We start from the raw sequence: 21772 nt of genomic DNA, 5'->3' as shown, positions 1-21772 counted from the left end.
GTGGTTGCGATTCGCTAGGACGCGCGGGGCGCCGAGTACATTTCCTCGATCACGGCGTCGAAGTCCTTCATGACCTGTGCACGCTTGACCTTCAGGGAAGGGGTGAGATGGCCGGACGCTTCAGTGAAGTCCGCGGGGACAATCCGGAAGGACTTGATGGCTTCAGCCTGGGACACAGACTGGTTGGCCTTGCTGATGAGCTCCTGTACCGCAGCCTTCACCACAGCGTGGTCAGCCGCTTCGGCCAGCGTGGTGCCTGACGTCAGTCCGTGGCGCTCCAGCCAGCCAGGGAGGGCTTCTTCGTCCAAGGTAACCAGCGCGCCGATGAAGGGGCGGTTGTCTCCCACCACCAGTACCTGGGAAACCAAGGCGTCGGCCCGGATCTGGTCCTCCAACAACGCTGGAACCACGTTCTTTCCGCCGGCGGTGACGATGATTTCCTTCTTGCGGCCGGTGATCTTCAGGAAGCCGTTGCTGTCCAGCTCGCCAATGTCGCCGGTACGGAACCAGCCGTCAGCGAAGGTCTCTTCCGTGAGGTCTTCGCGCTTGTAGTAGCCGCGCATGACGCAGACGCCCTTGGCGAGGATCTCGCCGTCGTCGGCAATCTTCACGGAGTTGCCCGGCAGGGGAGCGCCTACTGTGCCGATCCTGATCATGGAGGGGGTATTGACGGAAATGGGCGCTGTGGTTTCGGTCAACCCGTAACCCTCCAGGATTTGGAGGCCGATGCCTTGGAAGAAGTGGCCGAGGCGCTCACCCAAAGGGCCGCCGCCTGAGACGGCGTGCGCCACGTGGCCGCCCATGGCAGCGCGGAGCTTGCCGTAGACCAGTTTGTCGAAGACAGCGTGCTTGATCTTCAGGCCCAGGCCGAGTGAACCGGACTCACGGGCCTTGGAATAGGCGATCGCCGTGTCCACTGCGCGGTGGAAGATGGCACCCTTGCCGCCGTCCTCGGCCTTGGTCAGCGCGGAGTTGTACACCTTCTCGAAAACGCGGGGTACGGCGAGGATGAAGGTTGGTTGGAAACTCTGGAGGTCGGGTAGCAGATGCTTGATGTCCGGCGTATGGGCAACCTGCACGCCGCCGGCCACAGCCAGGACCGAGATGAAGCGCGCAAAGACGTGGGCCAGGGGGAGGAACATGATCGTTTTGGCCGACTCATTGACGACTTCGGGAAGTGCCACCCGGGCATTCTCGGAAAGTTCCACGAAGTTGCCATGGGTCAGTTCACACCCCTTCGGCCTGCCCGTGGTACCCGAGGTGTAAATGATGGTGGCGAGGTCGGCAAGGCCGGCCGAGGAACGACGGGACTCCAGTTCGTCGTCGGGGACTCCGGCGCCGGCGGCGCGCAAGGCATCAAGTCCGGCGCCTTCAAGTTGCCAGACGTTGGCCACCGAGGTGATGTCCTCCGCGGCCACGGCCTGGCGAATGACGTCCTCATGGTGCGATGCTTCGCCGAAGGCGGCCACGGCGCCTGAGTCACCCAGGTTCCATGCCACTTGCGAAGGGGAGGACGTTTCGTAGATCGGCACCGAGACGGCGCCGGCAAACCAGATGGCGAAGTCCACCAAAGACCATTCGTACCGGGTACGGGACATAATGCCCACGCGGTCGCCTACGCCGACGCCACTGGCAATAAGGCCTTTTGCCAGAGCCCTCACGTCCTCGAGGAAGTCCGTGGCGCGGATGTCCTGCCATTGTCCGCCGTCGTCCAGTTTGGCAAACAGTGCAGGGTTGGAGGCCTTTTTCGCCTCCCGGATCACGAGGTCCGTGATGTTGGTTTCCGGGGCGATGTTCACGAGGGGAGGAACACTGATTTCACGCACGGTAGCTCCTTTGATATCCACGGGCCACGAGAGGGCTGCTTTCACTCTAGTATGCCCGCTCGCGGAGGTGTGTTCTATTTCACCTACTGGCGAGTAACTTTACGGATGCCCCCTCATTTCAAGCAACTTGGGACCATTCGGGGGGGCTCTTGCCCGTTGGGCAGCATGCGCGCAATAAGATGATGGGATGCCCGCACTACGGTCCACTTTCCGCGCCAGAACCAAGCCAACCGCCACGGCATCGAAGGACGTGCCGTGGGCTGCCCGCCGCAGGCATCTGGGCCGTCGGGGCCTGGCGATCGGCATCGATATCGGCGGCACCAAGGTGGCTGCCGGCGTGGTGGATGCCGGGGGCAGGGTCCTCGCTGAGGCCCGCAGGTCCACTCCCGGTGCTGATCCCCGGGCTGTGGAACAGACCATCGTGGAACTCGTGGATGAGCTCAGCGCCGAACACCGTGTGGCCTCCGTAGGGATCGGCGCCGCAGGGTGGATGGACCTCGACGGCGGCACGGTGCTGTTCAGCCCGCATCTCGCCTGGCGCAACGAACCGCTCCGGGCGAGCCTGCAGAAGCTGCTGAGGCGTCCGGTCCTCCTGACGAACGACGCTGATGCCGCAGCCTGGGCAGAATGGCGCTTCGGTGCCGGCCAGGGCGAGAGCCGCCTGGTGTGCGTCACCTTGGGCACGGGCATTGGCGGTGCCATGGTGATGGATGGCCGGGTGGAACGCGGACGCTACGGGGTGGCGGGCGAATTCGGGCACCAGATCATCTTTCCTGGCGGCCACCGTTGCGAGTGCGGCAACCGAGGGTGCTGGGAGCAGTACGCCTCCGGTAATGCGCTGGGCCGTGAAGCCCGGCAGCTCGTGCGGACCAACTCCCCGGAGGGCCGTGCCCTTCTGAAGAAGGCGGGCGGGACCGCAGACAACCTCACCGGAGCCGCTGTGACGGCCTTGGCCCTTGAAGGTGATGCCACGTCGCGGGAACTTCTGGCAGATCAAGGCGAATGGCTGGGACTGGGATTAGCCAACCTGGCCGCTGCCCTTGACCCCGGGGTGTTCGTGATCGGCGGGGGACTCTGTGATGCCGGGGAATTGCTGGCCGGCCCGGCCCGGGAATCGTTTGCGAAGAACCTCACTGGCAGGGGGTTCCGGCCCATGGCGGGGATTGAGCTCGCGGCGCTCGGTCCACGTGCCGGCATGATCGGCGCTGCGGACCTTTCACGTGTCAGCGGACGCGCCCACAGCTAAACCGTTCGCCGCAGAGGGGGCGTCGGCACTTAGATACGGGCGCCGTCGTCGTCCTCATTCTTTTCCTGCGGAAGCCGCATGATGAGGAAGACCACGGACGCCACGAAGGCGGCCACAATTCCCAGGATCGCAGCGAGCGGCGCTGAGCGCCAGAACATCGCCGTGAAGAGCAACGCAACGGGTCCTCCCACTGCACCGACCCAGGCCAGCATGGTCAGTGGCTCGGTGCCGGCAAGGCTCGGGGGTTCCTCGGGAACGAATGCGTCGTCGTCCTCGACCTCAAAGTCACGTGGGCCTTGCGGCCGACCCGCCGCTTCAGCAGTGGCGGGAACTGCTGCCGGTTCAGGCGCGGTTTCGGAGGGCGGCGTGGACAATCCCAGGGGATCGAAATCCCTGAAGGTTTTGCTGGATTCACGCAGTGCCGGCCCGGCCTCGCCGGGCGATGGCTCCCCATGATCGGACGACGCCGGTTCCTCCACCGTGGAGGACTGCGTCGCTTCCAGCCGGGCCACCAGGTCCAGCCATACAGCGTCGTCGTCCTTATTGGCGCTTTGATCGGCAGAATTCGGATCAGGCCTGTTCATGGGCTGTGTCCTTTTCGGAGGAAGGCCCGTGTCCGGCCAGGGCTGCAACGGTCTTTTGGATGAATTCCACGGTACCCGCGAAGATCTCCGGGGCATCGTTGTCGAGCGTGGCCACGTGGTAGCTGTTGCGCAGGTAGCTGATGTCCACGGGTGCGCTCACCCGGGACCGCAGGAACTCCAGGCTCGCATTCGAGATGACGTTGTCCACGGTTGACTTGTACACCCGGACGGGGGAGCTGATGCGGGGAAGGATCGAGGCAGTGTCCTTATACATCTTTTTCAGTTCGTGTGCTGCCGCTACAGGCGTGCGCGCGTAGGCGCCCTCATCCTGGTCCGGCTTGAGGATGTCGTTGGCAATCGCCGGAGTTGTTTTGACCACATACTTGAGCGCTGCGACGATGACGGCACGCGGATCATCAAGGACCAGCCCAGGGTTGACGACGATAGTGCCTGCCACAGGACGCGTTGCTGCGATCCGCAACGCCAGCGTGCCTCCCATGGACAGTCCCGTGGTGAAGACGTAGTCGCACTCGGCGGCCAACTCAAGGTAGGCCTCATCCACTGCTCTGTGCCATTCCCGCCACGAACGGGTGGCCATGTCCTGCCAGGTGGTACCGTGGCCGGGCAGCAATGGCAGCCTGACGGCATATCCGGCCGCTGCCAAGTGCTCGGCCCAGGGCCTGACGCTGTGCGGGCTTCCTGTAAACCCGTGGGACATGACGACGCCAACGCGCGGCCCTGACCCGTTCCAGCTGCTGAGGAACGGTGAGAAATCCGGAAGCATGTTCATGATGACTCCGAGGCTACTCTGTCGCTGGCGTGCTGACGGAAAAACTCTGCTGATTGTTCGAAAATGGTGGGCGCGTCAACATCAAGCGTGGCAACGTGGCCGCTGTGGGGAAGCGTGACAATTTTCAACCGGGACGATGCGATGTGCCTGCTGATGGTGGCCACGGAGCTTGGCGGTATGACACCGTCCACTGACGACTTGAACACCAACGCCGGAGCGTCCACCCGGGGCAACCCGCGGGTCGCCGCCCGGAAAAGCTTCTTGAGTTCATGCACCGATTTCAGGGGTGTCTTGGAATAATCGCCGGTCTCGGCGGTCGCCGGGGCTGGTGTGTCCTCCACTATGGGTGTGGTGGTGCGCATGACGTACTTGAGGGCGCCAACATACTTCACCCTGCGGTCATAGAAGCTGAGGCCAGGGTTGACCAGAACCAGCCCGGGAACATCGTGCAGTGAGGCTACCCGAAGGGCCAGTGCACCTCCCATAGACAGTCCCGCGACAAAGCAGCTCTCAGTCCGAGCGGCGAGGTCCAGGTAGCTCTGTTCAAAGGTCCGGTACCAGTCCTGCCACCGCGTAGTTGCGAGATCCTGCCAACTGGTGCCGTGGCCGGGAAGGAGAGGCACGGAAACAGCGAATCCCTGGGAAGCCAAGTACTCGGCCCAAGGGATCATGCTCAGCGGGCTGCCTGTGAACCCATGGCAGATTGCCACGCCCGTGGAGGCATTGGGTCCATGCCCGGCGTGGTGGAATGCGAGCGGCGCAGCAGGTGAAGGGCGTTCCGTCATGTGTCCCATCGTGTCACTCTTCCGGACATTTCTCACTGGAGTAGGGTTGCTGTTGAATGCCGGCCGGGTTGCCGGAAGCACGTCAGCCGTCGGCCGTGAGAGGACAAACGTGTTCTATTGGGTCATGAAGAGGATCTTTCTGGGTCCCATCCTTAAACTCCTGTTCCGGCCCTGGGTCAAGGGCTTGGACAATGTTCCTGAAAGTGGCGCTGCGATCCTCGCGTCCAACCATTTGTCCTTTTCGGACTCCATTTTCCTGCCCCTCATGGTGCACCGGCCGGTGATCTTCCTGGCCAAGTCCGAATACTTCACTGGAAAGGGGCTCAAGGGGCGGCTGACAGCACTGTTCTTCAGGCTGAGCAACCAACTCCCCATGGACCGCTCCGGAGGGGCAGCGTCGGAGATGTCACTGCAGGCAGGCAAGGACGTCCTGACCGCGGGGGGCCTGCTGGGCATCTATCCGGAAGGTACCCGCAGTCCCGATGCCAGGCTCTACCGCGGCAAAGTGGGAGTCGCCAGGCTTGCCCTGCAAACACGTGTGCCCGTAGTGCCGGTGGCCATGATCGGGACTGAGAAGGTCCAGCCCATCGGCAAACGGCTGCCGAGCATCCGTCGGGTCGGCATCATTTTCGGACAACCACTGGACTTCAGCCGCTACTACGGCATGGAGGATGACCGACTGATCCAGCGGGCCGTGACGGATGAAATCATGTATGAACTGATGCGCCTCTCCGGCCAGGAATACGTCGATGAATATGCCGCGGTGGTCAAGGCCCAACTGGCCGGCAAGGGCCCGGAACCTGTCCACAAAGTTGAAGTCGCCGAGGACGCCACCGAAGACATTGCCGACGACAGGGATGAGCCCAGGAGCGGCGGGGACGAATCCCCACGGAAACTGTGACGTCAACGGCAGCATCGGTTACGCCACCGGTCCCGAAACCCTGCCGGAGGCTACTACTCTTGAAGGGTGACTGAGCTAACCGCGAACACCGCATCCTCCGCAACAGATCCCCTCGCCAGCACCGCCCAGAGTGGGGCAGCGAACTATCCCGGGCTCGATGCCTGGCGGGACCTGCCGATTTCCCAGCAGCCCACGTGGTCTGACGCCGACGTGTTCAAGGCTTCCGTCAAGGAGCTTTCGGTGGTGCCGCCCCTGGTTTTCGCCGGGGAAGTCGACGTTCTTCGCGAGCGACTTGCTGCTGCGGCCCAAGGTAAAGCCTTCCTCCTGCAGGGTGGCGACTGCGCCGAGACTTTTGAGGCCGCCACCGCGGACAAGATCAGTGCCCGCGTGAAGACAATCCTCCAGATGGCGGTGGTGCTCACCTACGGCGCGGCTATGCCGGTCATCAAGATGGGCCGCATGGCAGGGCAGTTTGCCAAGCCGCGATCGTCCAATGATGAGACCCGCGACGGCGTGACGCTTCCCGCCTACCGCGGCGACATCGTCAATGGTTACGACTTCACTCCCGAGTCCCGCGCGCATGACGCCGGCCGGATGCTGCAGGCTTACCACACGTCCGCTTCCACGCTGAACCTTATCCGCGCCTTCACCCAGGGCGGCTTTGCCGATCTTCGCCTCGTTCACCAGTGGAACAAGGGCTTCACTGAGAACCCGGCGCACGCGCGCTACGAATCGCTGGCACGCGACATTGACCGTGCCATCAGTTTCATGGAGTCATGCGGCGCCGACTTCGAGGCACTCAAGCGGGTGGAGTTCTTCGCCAGCCACGAGGCACTGCTGCTCGACTACGAACGCGCCCTCACACGCATCGATTCACGCACCGGACTGCCTTACGACACTTCCTCGCATTTCCTGTGGATCGGCGAGCGGACCCGTGAACTGGACCACGCTCACGTGGACTTCCTGTCGCGCGTACGCAATCCGATCGGTGTAAAGCTCGGGCCCACAACCAGCGGCGACGACGCCCTGCGCCTGATCGACAAGCTGGATCCCAACCGGGAACCGGGCCGACTGACGTTCATCACCCGTATGGGTGCCAAGAACATCCGCGAGAAGCTGCCGGCCGTCGTCGAGCGCGTCACTGCCTCGGGCGCGCAGGTTCTGTGGGTGACTGATCCCATGCACGGTAACACCGTCACGTCGCCGAACGGCTACAAGACCCGGAACTTCGACGACGTCATTGATGAGGTCCGTGGCTTCTTCGAGGTCCACCACTCGCTGGGTACCGTTCCGGGTGGCCTCCACGTCGAGATGACCGGTGACGACGTCGCTGAGTGCTTGGGCGGTGCCGACCCGATCGACCAGGACGCCTTCCTGGACCGTTATGAGTCAGTGTGCGATCCCCGCCTGAACCACATGCAGTCCCTTGAGATGGCGTTCCTGGTGGCCGGAGCCCTCTCCAAGCGCTAGAGACACAACAAAGGCGCGGTCCGGATTCCCGGGCCGCGCCTTTCGTCTTCCTGTGTAGGACTAAACGACCGTCAGCGTCACTACAGATCCCTCAGGCACGTCCTTGTCCACCGGATTCTGGTCCCGAACGGTACCAAAGAAACCGCCCAGGATCTCATTCACCTTGACCTCGAACCCCAGCGCTTCCAGTTGCTGCCGGGCCTCCTTGGCTTGCTTTCCGATGAAGCTGGGCACCTTGACCATCTTGGGTCCCTTGGAAACGGTCAGGGTCACGGAATCGCCCTTGACGAGCGTGCCGTTCGCCGGGGCCTGGGCGACAATGGCGCCCTTCGGGACTGTCTTGTCGTTGACAGTCTCCGGAGCGATCACGGCTTTCAGTCCAACGCCCTGAAGGGCTTTGGCGGCAGCGTCCTGGGACAAACCCCGGACGTCGGGAACGGGGATTGGCTGCGGACCCTTGGAAACCGCCAGCGCCACAGGTGTGCCGTGCCGCACCTCGGTGCCCTTGGCAGGGTCCTGGGAAATCACGACGCCGGCAGGTACCTTTTCGTCGAAAGCCTCCGTGACGTTGCCCAGCGCCATTTCGGCGGCGTTAAGGGCCGTTTTGGCCTCGTCCAAGGTGCCACCGGTCAGTCCCGGCAGCGCGAAAAGCTGGGCCCCCTTGGAGACCAAGACAGTGATGGGCTGGAACTTCCGTACTTCGGCGCCGGACTCCGGTTCGGTTCCGACGGCCAGCCCGGCCAGGATGTCGTCGTCGAAAACGTCCCGCGGCTCCGACTGGAATCCGGCAGTGCGGAGGAGCTGCTGGGCCTCCGCAACTGTCTTGTTCTTGACGTCGGGTACGGTTCCTGGCGATCCGGGCCCCATGCCGAAGAACCAACCCGCGGAAGCCGCGAGCATTGCCAGGATAACGATCACGATGGTCCAGATCACGCCACGGCGGCGGGGATTGCCCTCCCTGAGCGGGCGAACGGGCGTCGCTGCAGCACGTGCACGGTCTTTGGTCTGTTGCCGTTCGAGGCGCTTCAGTTCCCGTTTGCCGGGTTGGCGAAGGTCCTGATCGGCATCCGGACCGGTCGTAGCTGCCTTCGACTGCTGAAGGGCTGCCGAACCGGCCGCCATGACGGTGGTGGGGTTGCTCTGGTGGGAGATGAACTCGGTGGGCGACGCCGTTGTTGCCAGCGCCTCCGTTGGATTCCCCGCCGTGCCGGCCATGGGAGTGGTTGGGGACATGGCCGCGGGGGAGAACGGTGCTGGGCTTTGACGATGGTCCAACTGCTCGTCGGTGAGGGTGGTGCGGATGTGGCGGAGTTCGGCCAGCAAGGCAGTTCCATCCACGGGCCGGTTCTCGGCATCTGCTGCCGTGCACCACTGGACCAATTCATCCAGGTCTTCGGCCAGTCCGGGGGCTTCGTCCGAGGGTCGCCCGACCGTTGCATTGACGTGTTGGTATGCCACTTGAATGGGGGAGTCGCCTGCGTAGGGCTGCTTGCCCGTCAACATTTCGTAAAGCATGATGCCGGCCGAGTAGATATCGCTGCGGGCATCTGCGGGTTGTCCCAGGACCAGCTCCGGCGCCAGGTACGCCACAGTTCCAATCAGGGCCCCGGTACTGGTGTTGGCCGAGACAGCCCTGGCCAAGCCGAAGTCGCCCACTTTGATCCGTCCGTCATCGGCAATGAGGACGTTTTCCGGCTTGATGTCGCGGTGGATCAACCCGGAGCCGTGGGCAGCGGCCAGGCCTTCGACCACAGGATCTATGAGTGCCAACGCCAGGCGCGGCGGCAGGGCACCTTGCTCGGTGAGGATGTCACGAAGCGTATGCCCCTTGACGTACTCCATGACCAGATACGCGATGTGGCCGTCTTCGCCTTGGTCCAGAACTCCGACAATATGCGGGTGGGACAGGCTTGCGGCGGCTTTGGCTTCGCGGCTCAGCCTTTCCAGGAACGTGGGATCGTTGGCCAGGTGTGGGTGCAGGACTTTGAGGGCCACGTCGCGCTCCAGGCGCTGGTCCGTGGCCAGATAAACAGTGGACATTCCACCCCTCGCGAGGCGGGAGCGGACCAGGTAGCGCCCGTCCACAATGGTCCCGATGAGGTGGTCCTGCGTTGGTTCTTGCACCATACGATCCTAAACGAGGCAGGGAAAGGGCCCGAATCCATAAGGGATCCGAGCCCCTTCCGAGGTGCTGTAGAGACCTAGCCGAAGGTGCGCTGGCGGGCCTTGATCGATTCGACGTACCGCTTGGTGTCGTCGTACATGCCGTACTTGCTCACCGAGTACTGGCCTTGGTAGTAACCGGCAATCGCGGTGTCCAGGTCCTTGCTCGTGGCAATCAGGGCGCGGATGATTGCCACGCCCGCGGTGGCGTTGTCGTAGGGGTCCAGCAGGTTGAGCTTGCGGCCCACCAGGTCCGAAGCCCATTGGCCGGAGGACGGGATGACCTGCATGGTGCCGATCGCGTTTGCGGGAGACACAGCCCGCTGGTCGAAGCCGGATTCCTGCTCGGCGAATGCCATGGCCAGGGAAGGGCTGACGCCCATGCGCCGGGCCGTATCGGCCACGATGCTCTTCATTTCGGCGCGGCTGGGAACCGGGGAAGCGTTGAGCAACGCCTTGTTTTCGTTGGCGGAGCTGACAACCGCAGGCGGGTAGGTGAAACCCAGGAACGTGCTGGGGACCAGCGGCTTGGTGTCCCCGGCAGGCTGCAGGCCTGCACCGGGAATGGTCAGCTTCTGGCCCGGGTAGATGACCGTTGTTGCCGTGACATTGTTGGCCGTCATCAGGGCACTGAGGGAAACGCCGTGCCGCGAAGCAATGGAACTGAGGGTGTCACCGGCCTTAATGGTGTACGAGCCTGTGTTTGCCAGCGGAGCGGGTGCAGGAGCGGGTGCTGGAGCCGGAGTAGCTGGCGTCGAGGGCGCGGATCCGCCGCTGACCTTGATCTTCTGCCCCGGATAGATGATGGAGCTCCCGTTGAGGTTGTTCCAACTGAAGATGCTGGACAGTGGTACGCCGTGCTTGGCTGCAATGGCGCCAAGGGTGTCGCCGGATACAACCGTGTAAACCGTTGCGTTGCTGGGGGCGCTTGGGGCTGCCGGGGCGGACGGCTGCGCAGGTGTGGCCGTTGCAGTGCCCGTAAGTTTTATGCTCTGCCCCGGGTAGATCAGGGTGGTGGCAGAGAGCTTGTTCAGCTGGAGCACCGCATTGGTATCAAGGTTGAAGCGGCGGGCGATGGCGCTGATGGTATCGCCGCGGACAATCGTGTACGTGTCCGGGACCGAGGGTGCCATGGGGCGCAAGGCGGAGGGCAGGGTGGCGGCAACGGCCTGTGCAGGAATGACGGTGCCCGTGGTGACGGCCTGGGCTTTCATGGCGGCAGCCAGTGTGGCGGGCACTTTACGGGGTTGCGGTGCCTGTGAAGCCATGGACGGTTGGGCCAGGGCAAGCGAGGACAAAACCACGGCAGGAAGCGCAGCCGTGGTTGCCGCGATGACCGGCATGCTCATGGTTCGTTTCGGCGAGCGGGGCGTCGTCATGAAAATGTCCTCATCTCAACAGCGGGGTTGTTTGATGGCGCTGTTGTCAGTGTTACCAATGTTACTGATGTTATCAATGGTGCAAGTGTGATCAGTGTGAATCTCTCACACTTAATGAATCGGCACAACAATTCCTGCCGTTCGGGATTCTTGGAAATCAAATTGTTGGCAATGAAAACGGCGACTTAACGACGGACTCCAAGGTCCGCCGTCGGACTCCGGCTAGGCGCCGGGCAGGGCGGCGTGGCAACCTTGATTCGTGAGTAATGTAGAAAGCCTTGTTTCCGAATGGCTCCCGCTGCCGGATGTCGCCGAGCTGCTGGAAGTTTCCATCACCAAAGTCCACGGACTGTTGGATGAGCGTGCGCTGGTAGCCATCAGGCGGGGAGAACGGAATATCCGCTCAATCCCCGCCCTGTTTATCCAGGATGGGCATGTTGTGGACAGCTTGAAGGGAACCATTGCGGTTCTCAGCGACGCTGGTTACAACGACGAAGAGTTGATCATCTGGCTTTTCACGCCCGACGAATCACTGCGGGGACGTCCCATTGATGCCCTGCGCGAGGGGCGGAAGACAGAGATCAGGCGCCGCGCCCAGTCTTTGGCCTGGTAGCAGGGCCTTCCTGCCTCAGGGATGTACCAAGAACTGAATTAACACGATGACGACGGCGGTTCCCACCGCCGTCGTCTGCTTATGTCCTGCCCGCCCCGGTCCAGGGCGGCGTTGCGGCTTTCGTCAGGCTGCGCGGCTAACGGCAGCCTCGGCAAGCTGGCTCAGTGCCTTCAGCGGGACCTCTTCGAGCGGCAAGCGTTCCAAGGCCTCAAAGGCCTGGTTGCTCAGCGCCGCGATCAGGGATTCCGTGGCGTCCAAAGCGCCGCATTGCACGATGATGCGGCGGATTTCGGCGACATCGGATTCGCCGAGATCGGGATTGCCCAGCATTCGGTCGAGGTAATCTGCCTCGGTTGCAGTTGCCTGGTTGATGGCAAAGCCAACAAGAACCGTGCGTTTGCCTTCACGCAGGTCATCACCAGCGGGCTTGCCGGTGGTTTCGGGGTCGCCGAAAACGCCAAGCACGTCGTCCCGCATTTGGAACGCCTCGCCAAGGGGCAACGAGAATTGCGAGTAGCTCTCCAAAAGCCTGTCCGGTGCTCCCGCGAGAGCTCCACCCAAGGCCAGCGGGTGCTCAGTGGAGTATTTCGCCGATTTGTACCGGATGATCGATTTTGCGCGGTCCACCGAACCAGCACGGTCACGTACGGGGCCGGCCACCTCTTCAAGGATGTCGAGGTACTGACCTGCCATGACCTCTGCCCTCATCACGTTGAAGATGCGCCGGGCAGGGCTTCCCGATGCAGCCCGGGGCCCTATCTCGGTGAAGGACTCCTCGCTGAAGGACAAACAAAGGTCACCGGTCAGGATGGCGGCAGCGTCCCCGAACCTGCCGCTGTCCAGAGCCCAACCGTTCATCTCGTGGAGTTGGCCGAAACGCTTGTGCACGCTGGGGCCACCCCGGCGGGTATCGGAGCGGTCGATGATGTCGTCATGGATCAGCGCTGCTGCCTGGAAAAGTTCGAGCGCACACCCGGCCGTGACTATATCGGGGTCCTCTGCACGGCCGCCGGCGCCTCTCCAGCCCCAGTAGCACATCAGTGCCCGGAGGCGTTTGCCGCCGGTGACCAGGCTCGAAATTGATCCGATCAGCGGCGAGACGTCCGGAGACACCGTTGCCATGAGGTCCTCTTGCTCCGACAGGAAGCCCTTCAATTTGCCGGCAACGCCGTCGATGAAGTGCGTCTGCTCGGTGGTCACCTGGGCCAAAGCCGTCACTTGATGGACCCGGACGCCACGTTGGCGCCGATGGTGAAGGTGGACACGCCTTCCTTCTGCCGTATGGACACGTTCACGGTCTCGCCGTCGCCACGAATGAAGTCCAGGGAAGTGACGTTGCCTACAGCTTCCGGCCCGGGGACCAGTTTGAAGCCCTGCGCCTCCAATGAAGCCTTGTAGTAGTCCACAACACCCTCCGGCGGAGCTTTGATGGTTCCCACCAGCGCCACAGTTGCCAGGGATGCGCTCTTGTCGAAGCTGCTGGAACGTACCGATGTCTTGGGCATGACCGGAATCAGCTGCTCAGGGAAGCCCGGAACCAGTGCATTCACCGTGGCCGTGGCCCCTGGTGCTGGCGTGGCCGACTCGGTTGAAGCCGTTGTCTCGGGCGCGGACGTGGAGTTGGAGGCGGCCGGGGTTGACGTTGCCGAGGTCGTGGAAGCATCCGTGGGGGAGGGCGCAGCCGAACTGCCAGGGGACGGCGTGCAGGCCGAGGCCGCCACAGCGACACTTACTGCGAGCAGGGCAAACCCTCGCGATCGAGGAGTTCCAAAGAGCTTCACAGGGTATCCTTCCGGGGGCTGAGCCTGACTGTGCCTCCAGTTTAGTCAGTGGCCGGGCATAGTATTGCCGATGTGAGGCAGGAAGCATTCGGCGGCGCCCAAAGGGCCGGCAACGAGCCCGCCCGCAGTGCTGCTGAGGCCCTGCGGGAACTGAGGCGAACCAGCATACTTCACGTAGACATGGATGCCTTCTTCGTTTCCGTCGAACTCCGCAGTCGTCCGGACCTTCGGGGAAAACCGGTGATAGTCGGCTTCCCGGCGGAACGGTCGGTGGTGCTTTCAGCTTCCTACGAGGCCCGGGCCACCGGCGTGAAGTCCGCCATGCCCATGTCCATTGCCATGAGGCGGTGCCCTGCCGCGGTGGTCATCGAACCCCGGCACACACTGTATTACCAGGTCTCCGCCCAGCTGATGGAGGTCTTCGCCTCCATTACGGACCTGGTGGAGCCGCTCAGCGTGGACGAAGCCTTTTTGGATGTGGGTGGTGCGATTCGACGGCTCGGCTCACCGCTGGACATCGGCCACCTCATCCGCCGGAGGGTCCAGTCCGAACTGGGCATCACGGCATCAGTAGGAATCGCAGGCACCAAGTTCGTGGCGAAGATCGCATCTACCCGGTGCAAACCCGACGGCATCCTGCAGATCGATGCCGAAGACACCGTCCCCTATCTGCACAGCCTGCCTGTCAACGCACTGTGGGGAGTAGGCGGGAAGACCGCGGAAGTTCTGGCGCGCCTTGGCATTCGAACCGTGGCGGACGTGGCGGCTACGCCCTTGGCTTCCTTGAAGAAGGTCCTCGGCGCCAGCGGAGAGCATGTCCACCGGCTGTCCATGGGGGTCGATCCGCGGCCAGTCACACCCACCAGGCTTGAGAAAAGCATCGGGGCGGAGGAAACATTCTCAGTCGACACCGGGGATGAAGCCCTGTTGCACAGGGAGTTGCTGCGCTTATCGCACCGAACGGCCGGCCGCCTGCGCAGCTCCGGCATGTTGGCCAGGACGGTGGCGTTGAAATTGAGGTACTCGGACTTCTCCACTGTTACGCGAAGCCGGACCGTCCATGCTCCGGTGGACAGTGCGCAGATGATCTACCAAGTGGCAGTGCAGCTGCTGGAGTCGTTGGGCCCCCGGTCCATGAGCGTCCGCCTCGTGGGAGTGCGGGCAGAGCAACTGGAGCCCGTCGGCCAGACCTCCCTGCAGCTGAGCCTGGATCGACGGGACGATAATTGGCGGGCCGCGGAGCAGGCATTGGACCGGGTTTCCGAACGCTTCGGGTCCAAAACGTTGCTTCCTGCCCGGCTTTTGGAACCGGGTAAGCCTCCAGCAGGCACTTAAGGCATGTGAGGTTGGTCCCGCAAGGCCCCGGGCGTCTTTCAGAACGGCGTCCGACAAACTATCCTATTTATTACAGAGACTTAGATCGTCTGGACAAACTGTTTCCTGAACAGTCGGCCCTAAGATGCCCGCTGAACCAAGAGGGAATTTTGGGAACGATTTTCTTGGTCCGATCGTTTTGGTAACAGACGCACAGGACGCGTTATGTCCAGACGCTGGCTGACTAAAGGAGGTCGTGATGCCCCTCTCGGAGCATGAACAGAAGCTGCTTGAGCAACTCGAAAAGCAACTTCATGAGGACGATCCGAAGTTCGCCAACACCATGGGTTCGGATCCCATCCGCAGTTGGTCTACCCGGCATGTGATTATCGGCGTCCTGGGCGCCATTGCCGGCATACTCCTCCTGCTCGTAGGGGTTTCGATGCAGGCGATACCAGTGGGTGTCCTCGGCTTCGTCGTCATGGGTGCTGGCGTCTACTTCGCCACGTTGCGTGGTGCGGCCTTTGGCAAAGCCAGCAAGGGCAAGCCGGGAAAGGGTAAGCCCAAGAGCTCGTTCATGCGCAGTCTGGAAGAGCGCTGGGACGAACGGCGCCGCGACGACTCCTGACTGACACCTTTCGCCGTCGGCCGGCGGCATTGCTTCAAACACGCCCCTTGACTCCCGGGTAGGGATAACGGAAGACCCGCATTGCGGGTCTTTTCGCGTTTAAGTGGGATACGAGGCATTCGTGGGAGCCCTCCACTTTCCGCCCGTTCCTCCACCCTCCTCCCTTTGCTCCACTTCGCACCACCCGGATCCGATTCCTGGCCCGGACCGGCCATCGGCAGCCGGACTTGCTGCTGCACGCCTGCCCGCACGCTGCCGGATGGCTTTTGCCCTCCACTTCCAGCCGTGGCCCCTAAAACCGCGCCAATTCGGGGCTCGCAAATCTCAAAGTGGTGGAGAAACACCCTGTGTTGCGTTGACTGTGGGGCATTGTGGAGTAAAGTGGAGCGCATAAGAGGGTAGTGGCAGTGTTGGGAATGAGCGGGCACCTTGACTGAGGGGCGGTGGGGCCAGTGTTTCTGGGCACTCACTCGCCGCGTCTCGATGAAAAGGGCCGGATCATCCTCCCCGCCAAGTTCCGTGAGGAACTTGCCGAAGGGTTGGTCCTCACAAGAGGCCAGGAACGCTGCATCTACGTCTTCAGCCAGAAAGAATTCGAACGCATTCACGAATCCATGCGGGAGGCCCCACTGTCCTCCAAGCAGGCTCGTGACTACATTCGGGTTTTCCTGTCCGGAGCCTCTGACGAGGTACCTGACAAGCAGGGGCGTGTGACGATTCCGCCGGCGCTCCGGGCGTATGCGGGACTCGGTCGGGAACTGGCAGTTATTGGTGCCGGTACCAGGGCTGAGATCTGGGATGCCGAAGCTTGGAACGAGTACCTCAACGAGAAGGAATCAGCCTTCTCGGAAACCGATGACGACAATCTGCCCGGGTTCATCTAACCGGTCGGAGAAAGCAGCACAACCGCTTCTTGAATGGGATCTCCAGCCGCCCATCGAACAGTCTTCCTGGCTCAACTTCCCCTGAGCCAGGCCGGCGGGACGATAGGCGCGGATGGGGATCCGATTCAAGAAACAGCAGGCAAGCGATTGAAGAAAGAGGAGGCAGCGTGGAAGAGCAGGACGCGGCAAAGCCCACATCGGAGCGCCACGTACCCGTCCTCAAAGACCGCTGCATCAATCTGCTGGCTCCCGGGTTTGAGGCTGCCAGGAAGCGCGGCCAGACACCTGTGGCCATCGACGCAACCCTTGGCATGGGAGGGCACTCCGAGGCGATGTTGCAACGCTTTCCGGACCTGCACCTCGTCGGCATCGACCGCGACGAGGAAGCCCTTGCCCTGGCCGGTGCCCGCCTTGAGCCCTTTTCGAACCGGACGGATCTGGTACATGCCGTATACGACGAAATTGACGACGTGCTGGCGGACCTTGGAATCCCTGAGGTGCACGGCATCCTGATGGATCTTGGCGTGTCATCCCTGCAGCTGGACGAGCGTGAACGTGGGTTCGCCTACTCCTACGACGCCCCGCTGGATATGCGGATGGACACCAGCCGCGGCCAGACCGCCGCCGATGTGGTCAACAACTACAGTGAAGACGAACTGGTTCGCATTATCCGCAAGTGGGGCGAAGAAAAGTTCGCTGGACGTATTGCCAATAGGATCGTCAACGCCCGCGCCGACAAACCGTTCGCTACTACCGGCGAACTTGTGGAGCAGATCCGCAGTGTAGTTCCTGCCGCAGCCGCGAAGAGCGGTGGGCATCCCGCCAAGCGCACCTTCCAGGCTTTGCGGATTGAGGTCAATGAGGAACTCGATGTCCTGGAACGCGCAGTCCCGGCAGCCGTTGCCGCGACGGCCATGGGAGGCCGGATCGTGGTGATGTCCTATCACTCGCTGGAGGACAAGATCGTGAAGTCAGTCTTCCAGGCCGGCTCCAAATCCTCGGCCCCGCTCGGTTTCCCCGTGGAACTCGAAGAACATAAACCCGAACTGAAGACCATCACCAAAGGCACCGAAGTGCCTACGGCTGCAGAAATCGCTGAAAACCCCCGTGCGGCGTCCGCCCGTCTGAGGGCCGTGGAGCGCATCAAACCAAGGAGAGACGCATGAGCAACGCCGCAGCGAAGACACTGCCCTCCGTGGTGGGCAATACGGCCCGTGCGCTGCCGGCTCCCGCAGGCAAGCCCGATACCGGCCGCAAGGCCCGCACTCCGCTTTCACTCGTGCGCAGCGCGCCGGGCAAACGACGGACGCCCTTTGTGGTGCTCTGCTTCGTGGCTATGGCGGCGGCGCTGCTGACGGTCCTCGTCTTGAACATCTCGGTTTCCACTGCCCAGTATCAGTTGGTGCAGCTCAAGGCCGAAGCGGCCACCTTGAACAAGGAAAACCAGGACCTGACACAGAGGAAGCAGAATTTCGAGGCTCCCCAGAATCTGGCAGCGAAGGCTGCAGAATTGGGAATGGTCCCGTCCACTGTTAAGGGACAGATCGATCTGAAGACAATGGCCGTCACCGGAAAGGCGACGCCTGCAGTTAAGGGAGACAATCCCGGAGCGCAGCTTGCCCCGCCTGCCGTGGCGGGCATGCTGGATGTGGTTCCGTCGGTGACTACCAAGGATCCGCTGGAAAACTTGAAGCCGGTTACTCCGGCGGCGCCGGCAGCAACACCGGCGACTCCGTCAGCAGCACCGACGACTCCGGCAGCTGCACCGCCGGTCGAACTCAATGGGGGATCGGTCCCGGCCCCCCAGCAAAAGGCACCCGGACAGTAGTCCACCAGTCCACTGACGCAAGGCCAGCAGCAAGGAATCAACGTGGCTCAGAACCCCGGCACATCGAAAAAACCGAAGACGCCGGCGGCAAGAAAGCGGTTGCGGGTTGGTCTTGGCATCATGCTGACGCTGCTGCTGGTGGTGGGCGGCAAGCTCTTCATGGTCCAGGGCCTGGATATGGGCGGGATGGCCGAGGCGGCCTTGGCTAAACGCCTGACGCCCCAGGTTCTGCCTGCAGAACGCGGGCAGATTGTCGATGCCAACGGCACCGTCCTGGCCAGCAGCGTCATCCGCTACAACCTCGTGGTGGACCAAACCGTCAACACGGGAACCGCGACTTTCCATCGCTTCAACGACAAAACGGAAAAGCTCGACGAGATCACCCGTGACCAAGGGATTTCCGACTTGGCTGCGCTTTTGGGTACTGACGAAGCCAAAGTACGTGAGGCGCTGACCGGTGAGAAGCAGTATTTCGTTGTGGCCAAGGACATCAAGCCGGAACTCGAGGATCGAATCTCCAAGCTGTACATCCCTGGCCTACGCGCCGAAGGTGTCAGCAAGCGCGTCTACCCCAATGGCAGCGTTGCCGGCGGCGTGGTGGGCTTCCTCCAGGACGGAACCACAGGCCAAGCGGGCATCGAACAAACCCAGGATGAGGTCCTCCGTGGTGTTGAAGGCAAGCGGGTCTTTGAGATCGGCGCTGACGGCCTGCGCATTCCAGTGGCCACTGACGAGCTGACTCCCGCCGTGGACGGCAGCGACGTCAAGCTGACCATCAACACGGACATCCAGTACTTCGCGCAGCAGGCCATCCAAAGCCAGGTGGACAAGATGAATGCCGAGTGGGGGTCCATCATCGTGATGGACGCCAAGACCGGCAACCTGGTCGCTTTGGCTGACACCAATGCCCCGGATCCCAACGATCCCGGAAAGGTCGATGCCAAAGACCGTGGCGTGCGATCCGTAACGGCCGCGTATGAGCCCGGTTCAGTGCAGAAGATGATCACCGCTGCGGCAGTCATTGAAGAAGGCAAGTCCTTCCCGTTGGATCACTACACGATTCCCCCTTCCTACACGATCGACGGCCAGACCTTTACTGATGCCTTCGAACACGGCACTGAGGAACGCACGCTCGCTGGGATCCTGGGGTGGTCCATGAACACCGGTACCGTGATGGCCGGTAGCCGGCTGACCAAGGAGCAACGGTACGACTGGCTGAAGAAATTCGGTATCGGTGAACAGACCGATATCGGCCTGCCCGCAGAAGCCACCGGCATCCTGGCCAAACCCGAGCAGTGGGACGACCGCCAGCAGTACACGGTTCTCTTTGGGCAGGGCGTTTCCCAGTCGACCTTGCAGACAGTGCGTGCCTTCCAAAGCATCGCCAATAACGGTGTCATGCTTCAGCCCCGGCTCATCGACAGCTACATCACTCCCGAGGGCGAGGAACAGAAGGTTGCCGCCAAGGATTCCCGCCAAGTGGTGTCCAAGGATACTGCCCAGCAGGTCCGGGACATCCTGGAGAGCGCTGTGACCGAGGGGCAGATCAAGGACGCGGCAATCGACGGCTACCGTGTCGGCGCGAAGACAGGAACGTCGCAAGCGCCCCGTGAGGACGGGCTTCCAGGATTCGACGGCTACACGGCCTCCATGGTGGGTATGGCACCCATGGACGACCCCCGCTTCATTGTCGAGGTAGTGCTTCAACGACCCAAGGGAAACATCTACGGACTCACCAACGGGCCCGTGTTCCGTTCGGTCATGGCACAAGTGCTGCGGACCTACAACGTGGCGCCGTCCACGGGAACACCCGCGCGCCTGCCCCAGTTCGTCAAGTAAGCTTCTTGGGCGTCTGTTTCGGCCAAAAACTCGATCAACCACTAACGGCCCGGGCGCCGCTGGCCCCAGGCCGGTCGTTCCACGAGCACCAACGGAGAACCACGTGTCAGAGCACAATGAGGCAGCTAACAGCGCCACGACGCCGGATACCGGCAGGTCCGTCTTCCGCCCCGAATCCGTGGCCGCGGTGCCGTTGGCCACGATTGCGGAGGCACTTGGAATAGCCGCACCGGAGGGCAACCACGACAGGGGAGTGACAGGCATAACCCTCAACTCCAGGGCCGTGGAATCCGGCGACCTCTATATGGCCTTGCCGGGCGCTTCGCGCCATGGTGCCGACTTTGTTCCCCAAGCCGTCGCCGCCGGTGCCGTGGCCGTGGTCACGGACGACGCCGGGGCACGCCAACTGGCGCTGGCCGGCGAGCAGCCGGTTCCGGTGCTTATCGTGCAAGAGGCGCGTACCGCCGTCGGACCTTTGGCTGCGCTGATCTACCGCAGCCAGCCGGCGGAAGGCGGGTTCCCGTCCCTCTACGGTGTCACCGGTACCAACGGAAAGACCACCACGACCTACTTCATCAACTCGCTGCTGCGTGCTTTGGGCAAGACTCCGGGACTCATTGGGACCATAGAGATCGTGGCTGGCGGTCAGCCTATCCCGAGCCTCCTGACCACCCCGGAGTCCACGGATGTCCATGCCCTGCTGGCTCTGATGCGCGAACGGGGCCTGGAAGCCGCGTCCATGGAAGTCTCGTCCCACGCGATCTCCTACCACCGTGTGGACGGTGTGATGTTCGACGTCGCGGGTTTCACCAACCTCACCCAGGACCATCTGGACCTGCACGGCAGCATGGAAGAGTATTTCCGCACCAAGGCGGAACTCTTCACCGCCAGGCGGGCCCGCCACGCTGTTGTCACAGTGGACGATGACTGGGGGCGCAAGCTCGCGGAGCTGGCCGATATCCCCGTCACTACCCTCTCGGCCAACGAGGCCACCGCCGGGTCCGACTGGCACGTCGCGGAAATCACTGCCCGCGGGCTCGGCTCCGCATTCGAACTCAGGCACGCCGACGGACGCGTGCTGCGCGTCCACACGGGCCTGCCTGGAGCCTTCAACGTGGCCAACGCTGCCTTGGCCACCCTCATGGTCCTGGCGTCGGGCGTTGACGAACAGACACTCCAGTCGGCCTTGGACACCCACGATCCTTTCACGGTGGCCGTTCCCGGGCGCATGCAGTTGGTCTCAACTGAGCCAGCCGCAGTTGTTGATTTTGCCCACAATCCTGATGCTTTGGCGCGTGCGCTCGAAGCCGTACGCTCGCCACAGGAGGGGTCCCGCGTCATCGTGGTCTTTGGTGCAACCGGCCAGCGCGACCAGGGCAAGCGGCCCACCATGGGTGCCATCGCTGCGCGCCTTGCCGATGTGGTGATCGTCAGTGATGACGATCCCCACGACGAAGACGCGGCATCAATCCGCGCCGAAGTCCTGCAGGGTGCCAGGGCAGCCCGGGATGCCGAAAAGCTGGGCAGCGACATCATCGAGTCCCACCCGAGGGACGCCGCGATCCGGCTGGCCGTTGAGATGGCCACTGCCAACGACACCATCCTTATCGCCGGACGTGGCCACGAAGTGTGGCAAGAGGTCAAAGGCGTGAACCTGGCACTGGACGACAGGGTCGAGTTGCGCGCCGCCTTGACATCCAAGGGATTCAGCGTTTCATCGGACCAGCGGATAGAGTCCTAA

19 protein-coding genes are annotated in these 21772 nt (G+C 62.6%); 11 read left to right on the top strand and 8 right to left on the bottom strand.

Features of this window, described 5'->3' with window-relative positions; all coding sequences use genetic code 11:
• Positions 1 to 14: 14 nt before the first annotated feature.
• Entirely contained in the window at positions 15 to 1826 is a 1812-nt protein-coding gene (locus tag ACSSVG_RS01185) for an AMP-dependent synthetase/ligase (protein ID WP_231339083.1), read from the bottom strand.
• Between the two features lie 187 nt (positions 1827 to 2013).
• Here ACSSVG_RS01185 and ACSSVG_RS01180 point away from each other — a divergent pair, with 187 nt between their 5' ends.
• Positions 2014 to 3072 (top strand): ROK family protein, encoded by a 1059-nt coding sequence (locus ACSSVG_RS01180; protein ID WP_492416871.1) that lies wholly within the window; start codon positions 2014 to 2016, stop codon positions 3070 to 3072.
• Positions 3073 to 3101: 29 nt separating this feature from the next.
• Here the strand turns inward: ACSSVG_RS01180 and ACSSVG_RS01175 are convergent, their stop codons facing one another.
• From ACSSVG_RS01175 to ACSSVG_RS01165, 3 genes are read right to left on the bottom strand one after another with little or no spacing between them, the layout of a single operon-like run.
• Entirely contained in the window at positions 3102 to 3656 is a 555-nt protein-coding gene (locus ACSSVG_RS01175; RefSeq protein ID WP_231339080.1) for a hypothetical protein, read from the bottom strand.
• Positions 3643 to 4446: an alpha/beta hydrolase gene (locus tag ACSSVG_RS01170; protein WP_231339078.1), complete on the bottom strand. Its 804-nt coding sequence runs from the start codon at positions 4444 to 4446 to the stop codon at positions 3643 to 3645. Before ACSSVG_RS01170 ends, ACSSVG_RS01175 begins: the two co-directional genes overlap by 14 nt.
• Complete coding sequence (locus ACSSVG_RS01165) at positions 4443 to 5231, bottom strand: alpha/beta hydrolase (protein ID WP_231339076.1); 789 nt, start codon at positions 5229 to 5231, stop codon at positions 4443 to 4445. The genes ACSSVG_RS01170 and ACSSVG_RS01165 overlap by 4 nt, the downstream gene beginning before the upstream one ends.
• Before the next feature lie 109 nt (positions 5232 to 5340).
• Between ACSSVG_RS01165 and ACSSVG_RS01160 the strand changes: the two genes are divergently transcribed.
• Together ACSSVG_RS01160 and ACSSVG_RS01155 are read left to right on the top strand one after the other, a co-directional pair.
• Positions 5341 to 6132 (top strand): lysophospholipid acyltransferase family protein, encoded by a 792-nt coding sequence (locus ACSSVG_RS01160; protein WP_231339123.1) that lies wholly within the window; start codon positions 5341 to 5343, stop codon positions 6130 to 6132.
• Positions 6133 to 6198: 66 nt separating this feature from the next.
• Positions 6199 to 7602 (top strand): class II 3-deoxy-7-phosphoheptulonate synthase, encoded by a 1404-nt coding sequence (locus ACSSVG_RS01155; RefSeq protein WP_231339074.1) that lies wholly within the window; start codon positions 6199 to 6201, stop codon positions 7600 to 7602.
• Positions 7603 to 7662: 60 nt separating this feature from the next.
• On the opposite strand, the gene pknB is transcribed toward ACSSVG_RS01155, so the two are convergent.
• Together pknB and ACSSVG_RS01145 are read right to left on the bottom strand one after the other, a co-directional pair.
• Positions 7663 to 9729 carry a Stk1 family PASTA domain-containing Ser/Thr kinase gene (pknB, locus tag ACSSVG_RS01150; protein WP_492416868.1) on the bottom strand — a complete coding sequence of 689 codons (2067 nt, stop codon included), beginning with the start codon at positions 9727 to 9729 and terminating at the stop codon, positions 7663 to 7665.
• A gap of 74 nt (positions 9730 to 9803) precedes the next feature.
• On the bottom strand, positions 9804 to 11144 hold the full coding sequence (locus ACSSVG_RS01145; RefSeq protein WP_231339070.1) for a LysM peptidoglycan-binding domain-containing protein: 1341 nt from the start codon (positions 11142 to 11144) through the stop codon (positions 9804 to 9806).
• 259 nt (positions 11145 to 11403) lie between these two features.
• Between ACSSVG_RS01145 and ACSSVG_RS01140 the strand changes: the two genes are divergently transcribed.
• On the top strand, positions 11404 to 11757 hold the full coding sequence (locus ACSSVG_RS01140; protein ID WP_231339069.1) for an Rv2175c family DNA-binding protein: 354 nt from the start codon (positions 11404 to 11406) through the stop codon (positions 11755 to 11757).
• A gap of 123 nt (positions 11758 to 11880) precedes the next feature.
• On the opposite strand, the gene ACSSVG_RS01135 is transcribed toward ACSSVG_RS01140, so the two are convergent.
• On the bottom strand, positions 11881 to 12975 hold the full coding sequence (locus tag ACSSVG_RS01135) for a polyprenyl synthetase family protein (RefSeq protein ID WP_231339067.1): 1095 nt from the start codon (positions 12973 to 12975) through the stop codon (positions 11881 to 11883).
• Positions 12972 to 13538: a hypothetical protein gene (locus ACSSVG_RS01130; RefSeq protein WP_492416866.1), complete on the bottom strand. Its 567-nt coding sequence runs from the start codon at positions 13536 to 13538 to the stop codon at positions 12972 to 12974. The genes ACSSVG_RS01135 and ACSSVG_RS01130 overlap by 4 nt, the downstream gene beginning before the upstream one ends.
• Positions 13539 to 13610: 72 nt before the next feature.
• Between ACSSVG_RS01130 and dinB the strand changes: the two genes are divergently transcribed.
• The 7 genes from dinB to ACSSVG_RS01095 all read left to right on the top strand — a co-directional run bounded on the left by dinB (position 13611) and on the right by ACSSVG_RS01095 (position 21772).
• Positions 13611 to 14873 carry a DNA polymerase IV gene (gene dinB / locus ACSSVG_RS01125; protein ID WP_492416864.1) on the top strand — a complete coding sequence of 421 codons (1263 nt, stop codon included), beginning with the start codon at positions 13611 to 13613 and terminating at the stop codon, positions 14871 to 14873.
• 238 nt (positions 14874 to 15111) lie between these two features.
• Entirely contained in the window at positions 15112 to 15480 is a 369-nt protein-coding gene (locus ACSSVG_RS01120; RefSeq protein ID WP_492416862.1) for an SCO2097 family morphological protein, read from the top strand.
• A gap of 452 nt (positions 15481 to 15932) precedes the next feature.
• Positions 15933 to 16364 (top strand): division/cell wall cluster transcriptional repressor MraZ, encoded by a 432-nt coding sequence (gene mraZ, locus ACSSVG_RS01115; RefSeq protein ID WP_231339059.1) that lies wholly within the window; start codon positions 15933 to 15935, stop codon positions 16362 to 16364.
• A gap of 167 nt (positions 16365 to 16531) precedes the next feature.
• Complete coding sequence (gene rsmH, locus ACSSVG_RS01110) at positions 16532 to 17530, top strand: 16S rRNA (cytosine(1402)-N(4))-methyltransferase RsmH (RefSeq protein ID WP_231339057.1); 999 nt, start codon at positions 16532 to 16534, stop codon at positions 17528 to 17530.
• Complete coding sequence (ftsL, locus tag ACSSVG_RS01105) at positions 17527 to 18192, top strand: cell division protein FtsL (RefSeq protein ID WP_492416860.1); 666 nt, start codon at positions 17527 to 17529, stop codon at positions 18190 to 18192. The genes rsmH and ftsL overlap by 4 nt, the downstream gene beginning before the upstream one ends.
• 42 nt (positions 18193 to 18234) lie before the next feature.
• Positions 18235 to 20031 carry a peptidoglycan D,D-transpeptidase FtsI family protein gene (locus ACSSVG_RS01100; RefSeq protein ID WP_231339054.1) on the top strand — a complete coding sequence of 599 codons (1797 nt, stop codon included), beginning with the start codon at positions 18235 to 18237 and terminating at the stop codon, positions 20029 to 20031.
• A gap of 103 nt (positions 20032 to 20134) precedes the next feature.
• Positions 20135 to 21772: a UDP-N-acetylmuramoyl-L-alanyl-D-glutamate--2,6-diaminopimelate ligase gene (locus tag ACSSVG_RS01095; RefSeq protein ID WP_492416858.1), complete on the top strand. Its 1638-nt coding sequence runs from the start codon at positions 20135 to 20137 to the stop codon at positions 21770 to 21772.

It is taken from the genome of Paenarthrobacter sp. E2MeOHC11 (genome assembly GCF_058744955.1).
This window is presented reverse-complemented; position numbering and strand designations above follow the sequence as displayed.

Excerpts from the sequence above, each read along its gene's own strand:
- ACSSVG_RS01180 (WP_492416871.1), top strand. The coding sequence starts at position 2,014 with ATGCCCGCACTACGGTCCACTTTCCGCGCCAGAACCAAGCCAACCGCC.
- ACSSVG_RS01175 (WP_231339080.1), bottom strand. The coding sequence starts at position 3,656 with ATGAACAGGCCTGATCCGAATTCTGCCGATCAAAGCGCCAATAAGGAC.
- ACSSVG_RS01170 (WP_231339078.1), bottom strand. The coding sequence starts at position 4,446 with ATGAACATGCTTCCGGATTTCTCACCGTTCCTCAGCAGCTGGAACGGG.
- ACSSVG_RS01165 (WP_231339076.1), bottom strand. The coding sequence starts at position 5,231 with ATGACGGAACGCCCTTCACCTGCTGCGCCGCTCGCATTCCACCACGCC.
- pknB (WP_492416868.1), bottom strand. The coding sequence starts at position 9,729 with ATGGTGCAAGAACCAACGCAGGACCACCTCATCGGGACCATTGTGGAC.
- ACSSVG_RS01145 (WP_231339070.1), bottom strand. The coding sequence starts at position 11,144 with ATGACGACGCCCCGCTCGCCGAAACGAACCATGAGCATGCCGGTCATC.
- ACSSVG_RS01120 (WP_492416862.1), top strand. The coding sequence starts at position 15,112 with ATGCCCCTCTCGGAGCATGAACAGAAGCTGCTTGAGCAACTCGAAAAG.
- ftsL (WP_492416860.1), top strand. The coding sequence starts at position 17,527 with ATGAGCAACGCCGCAGCGAAGACACTGCCCTCCGTGGTGGGCAATACG.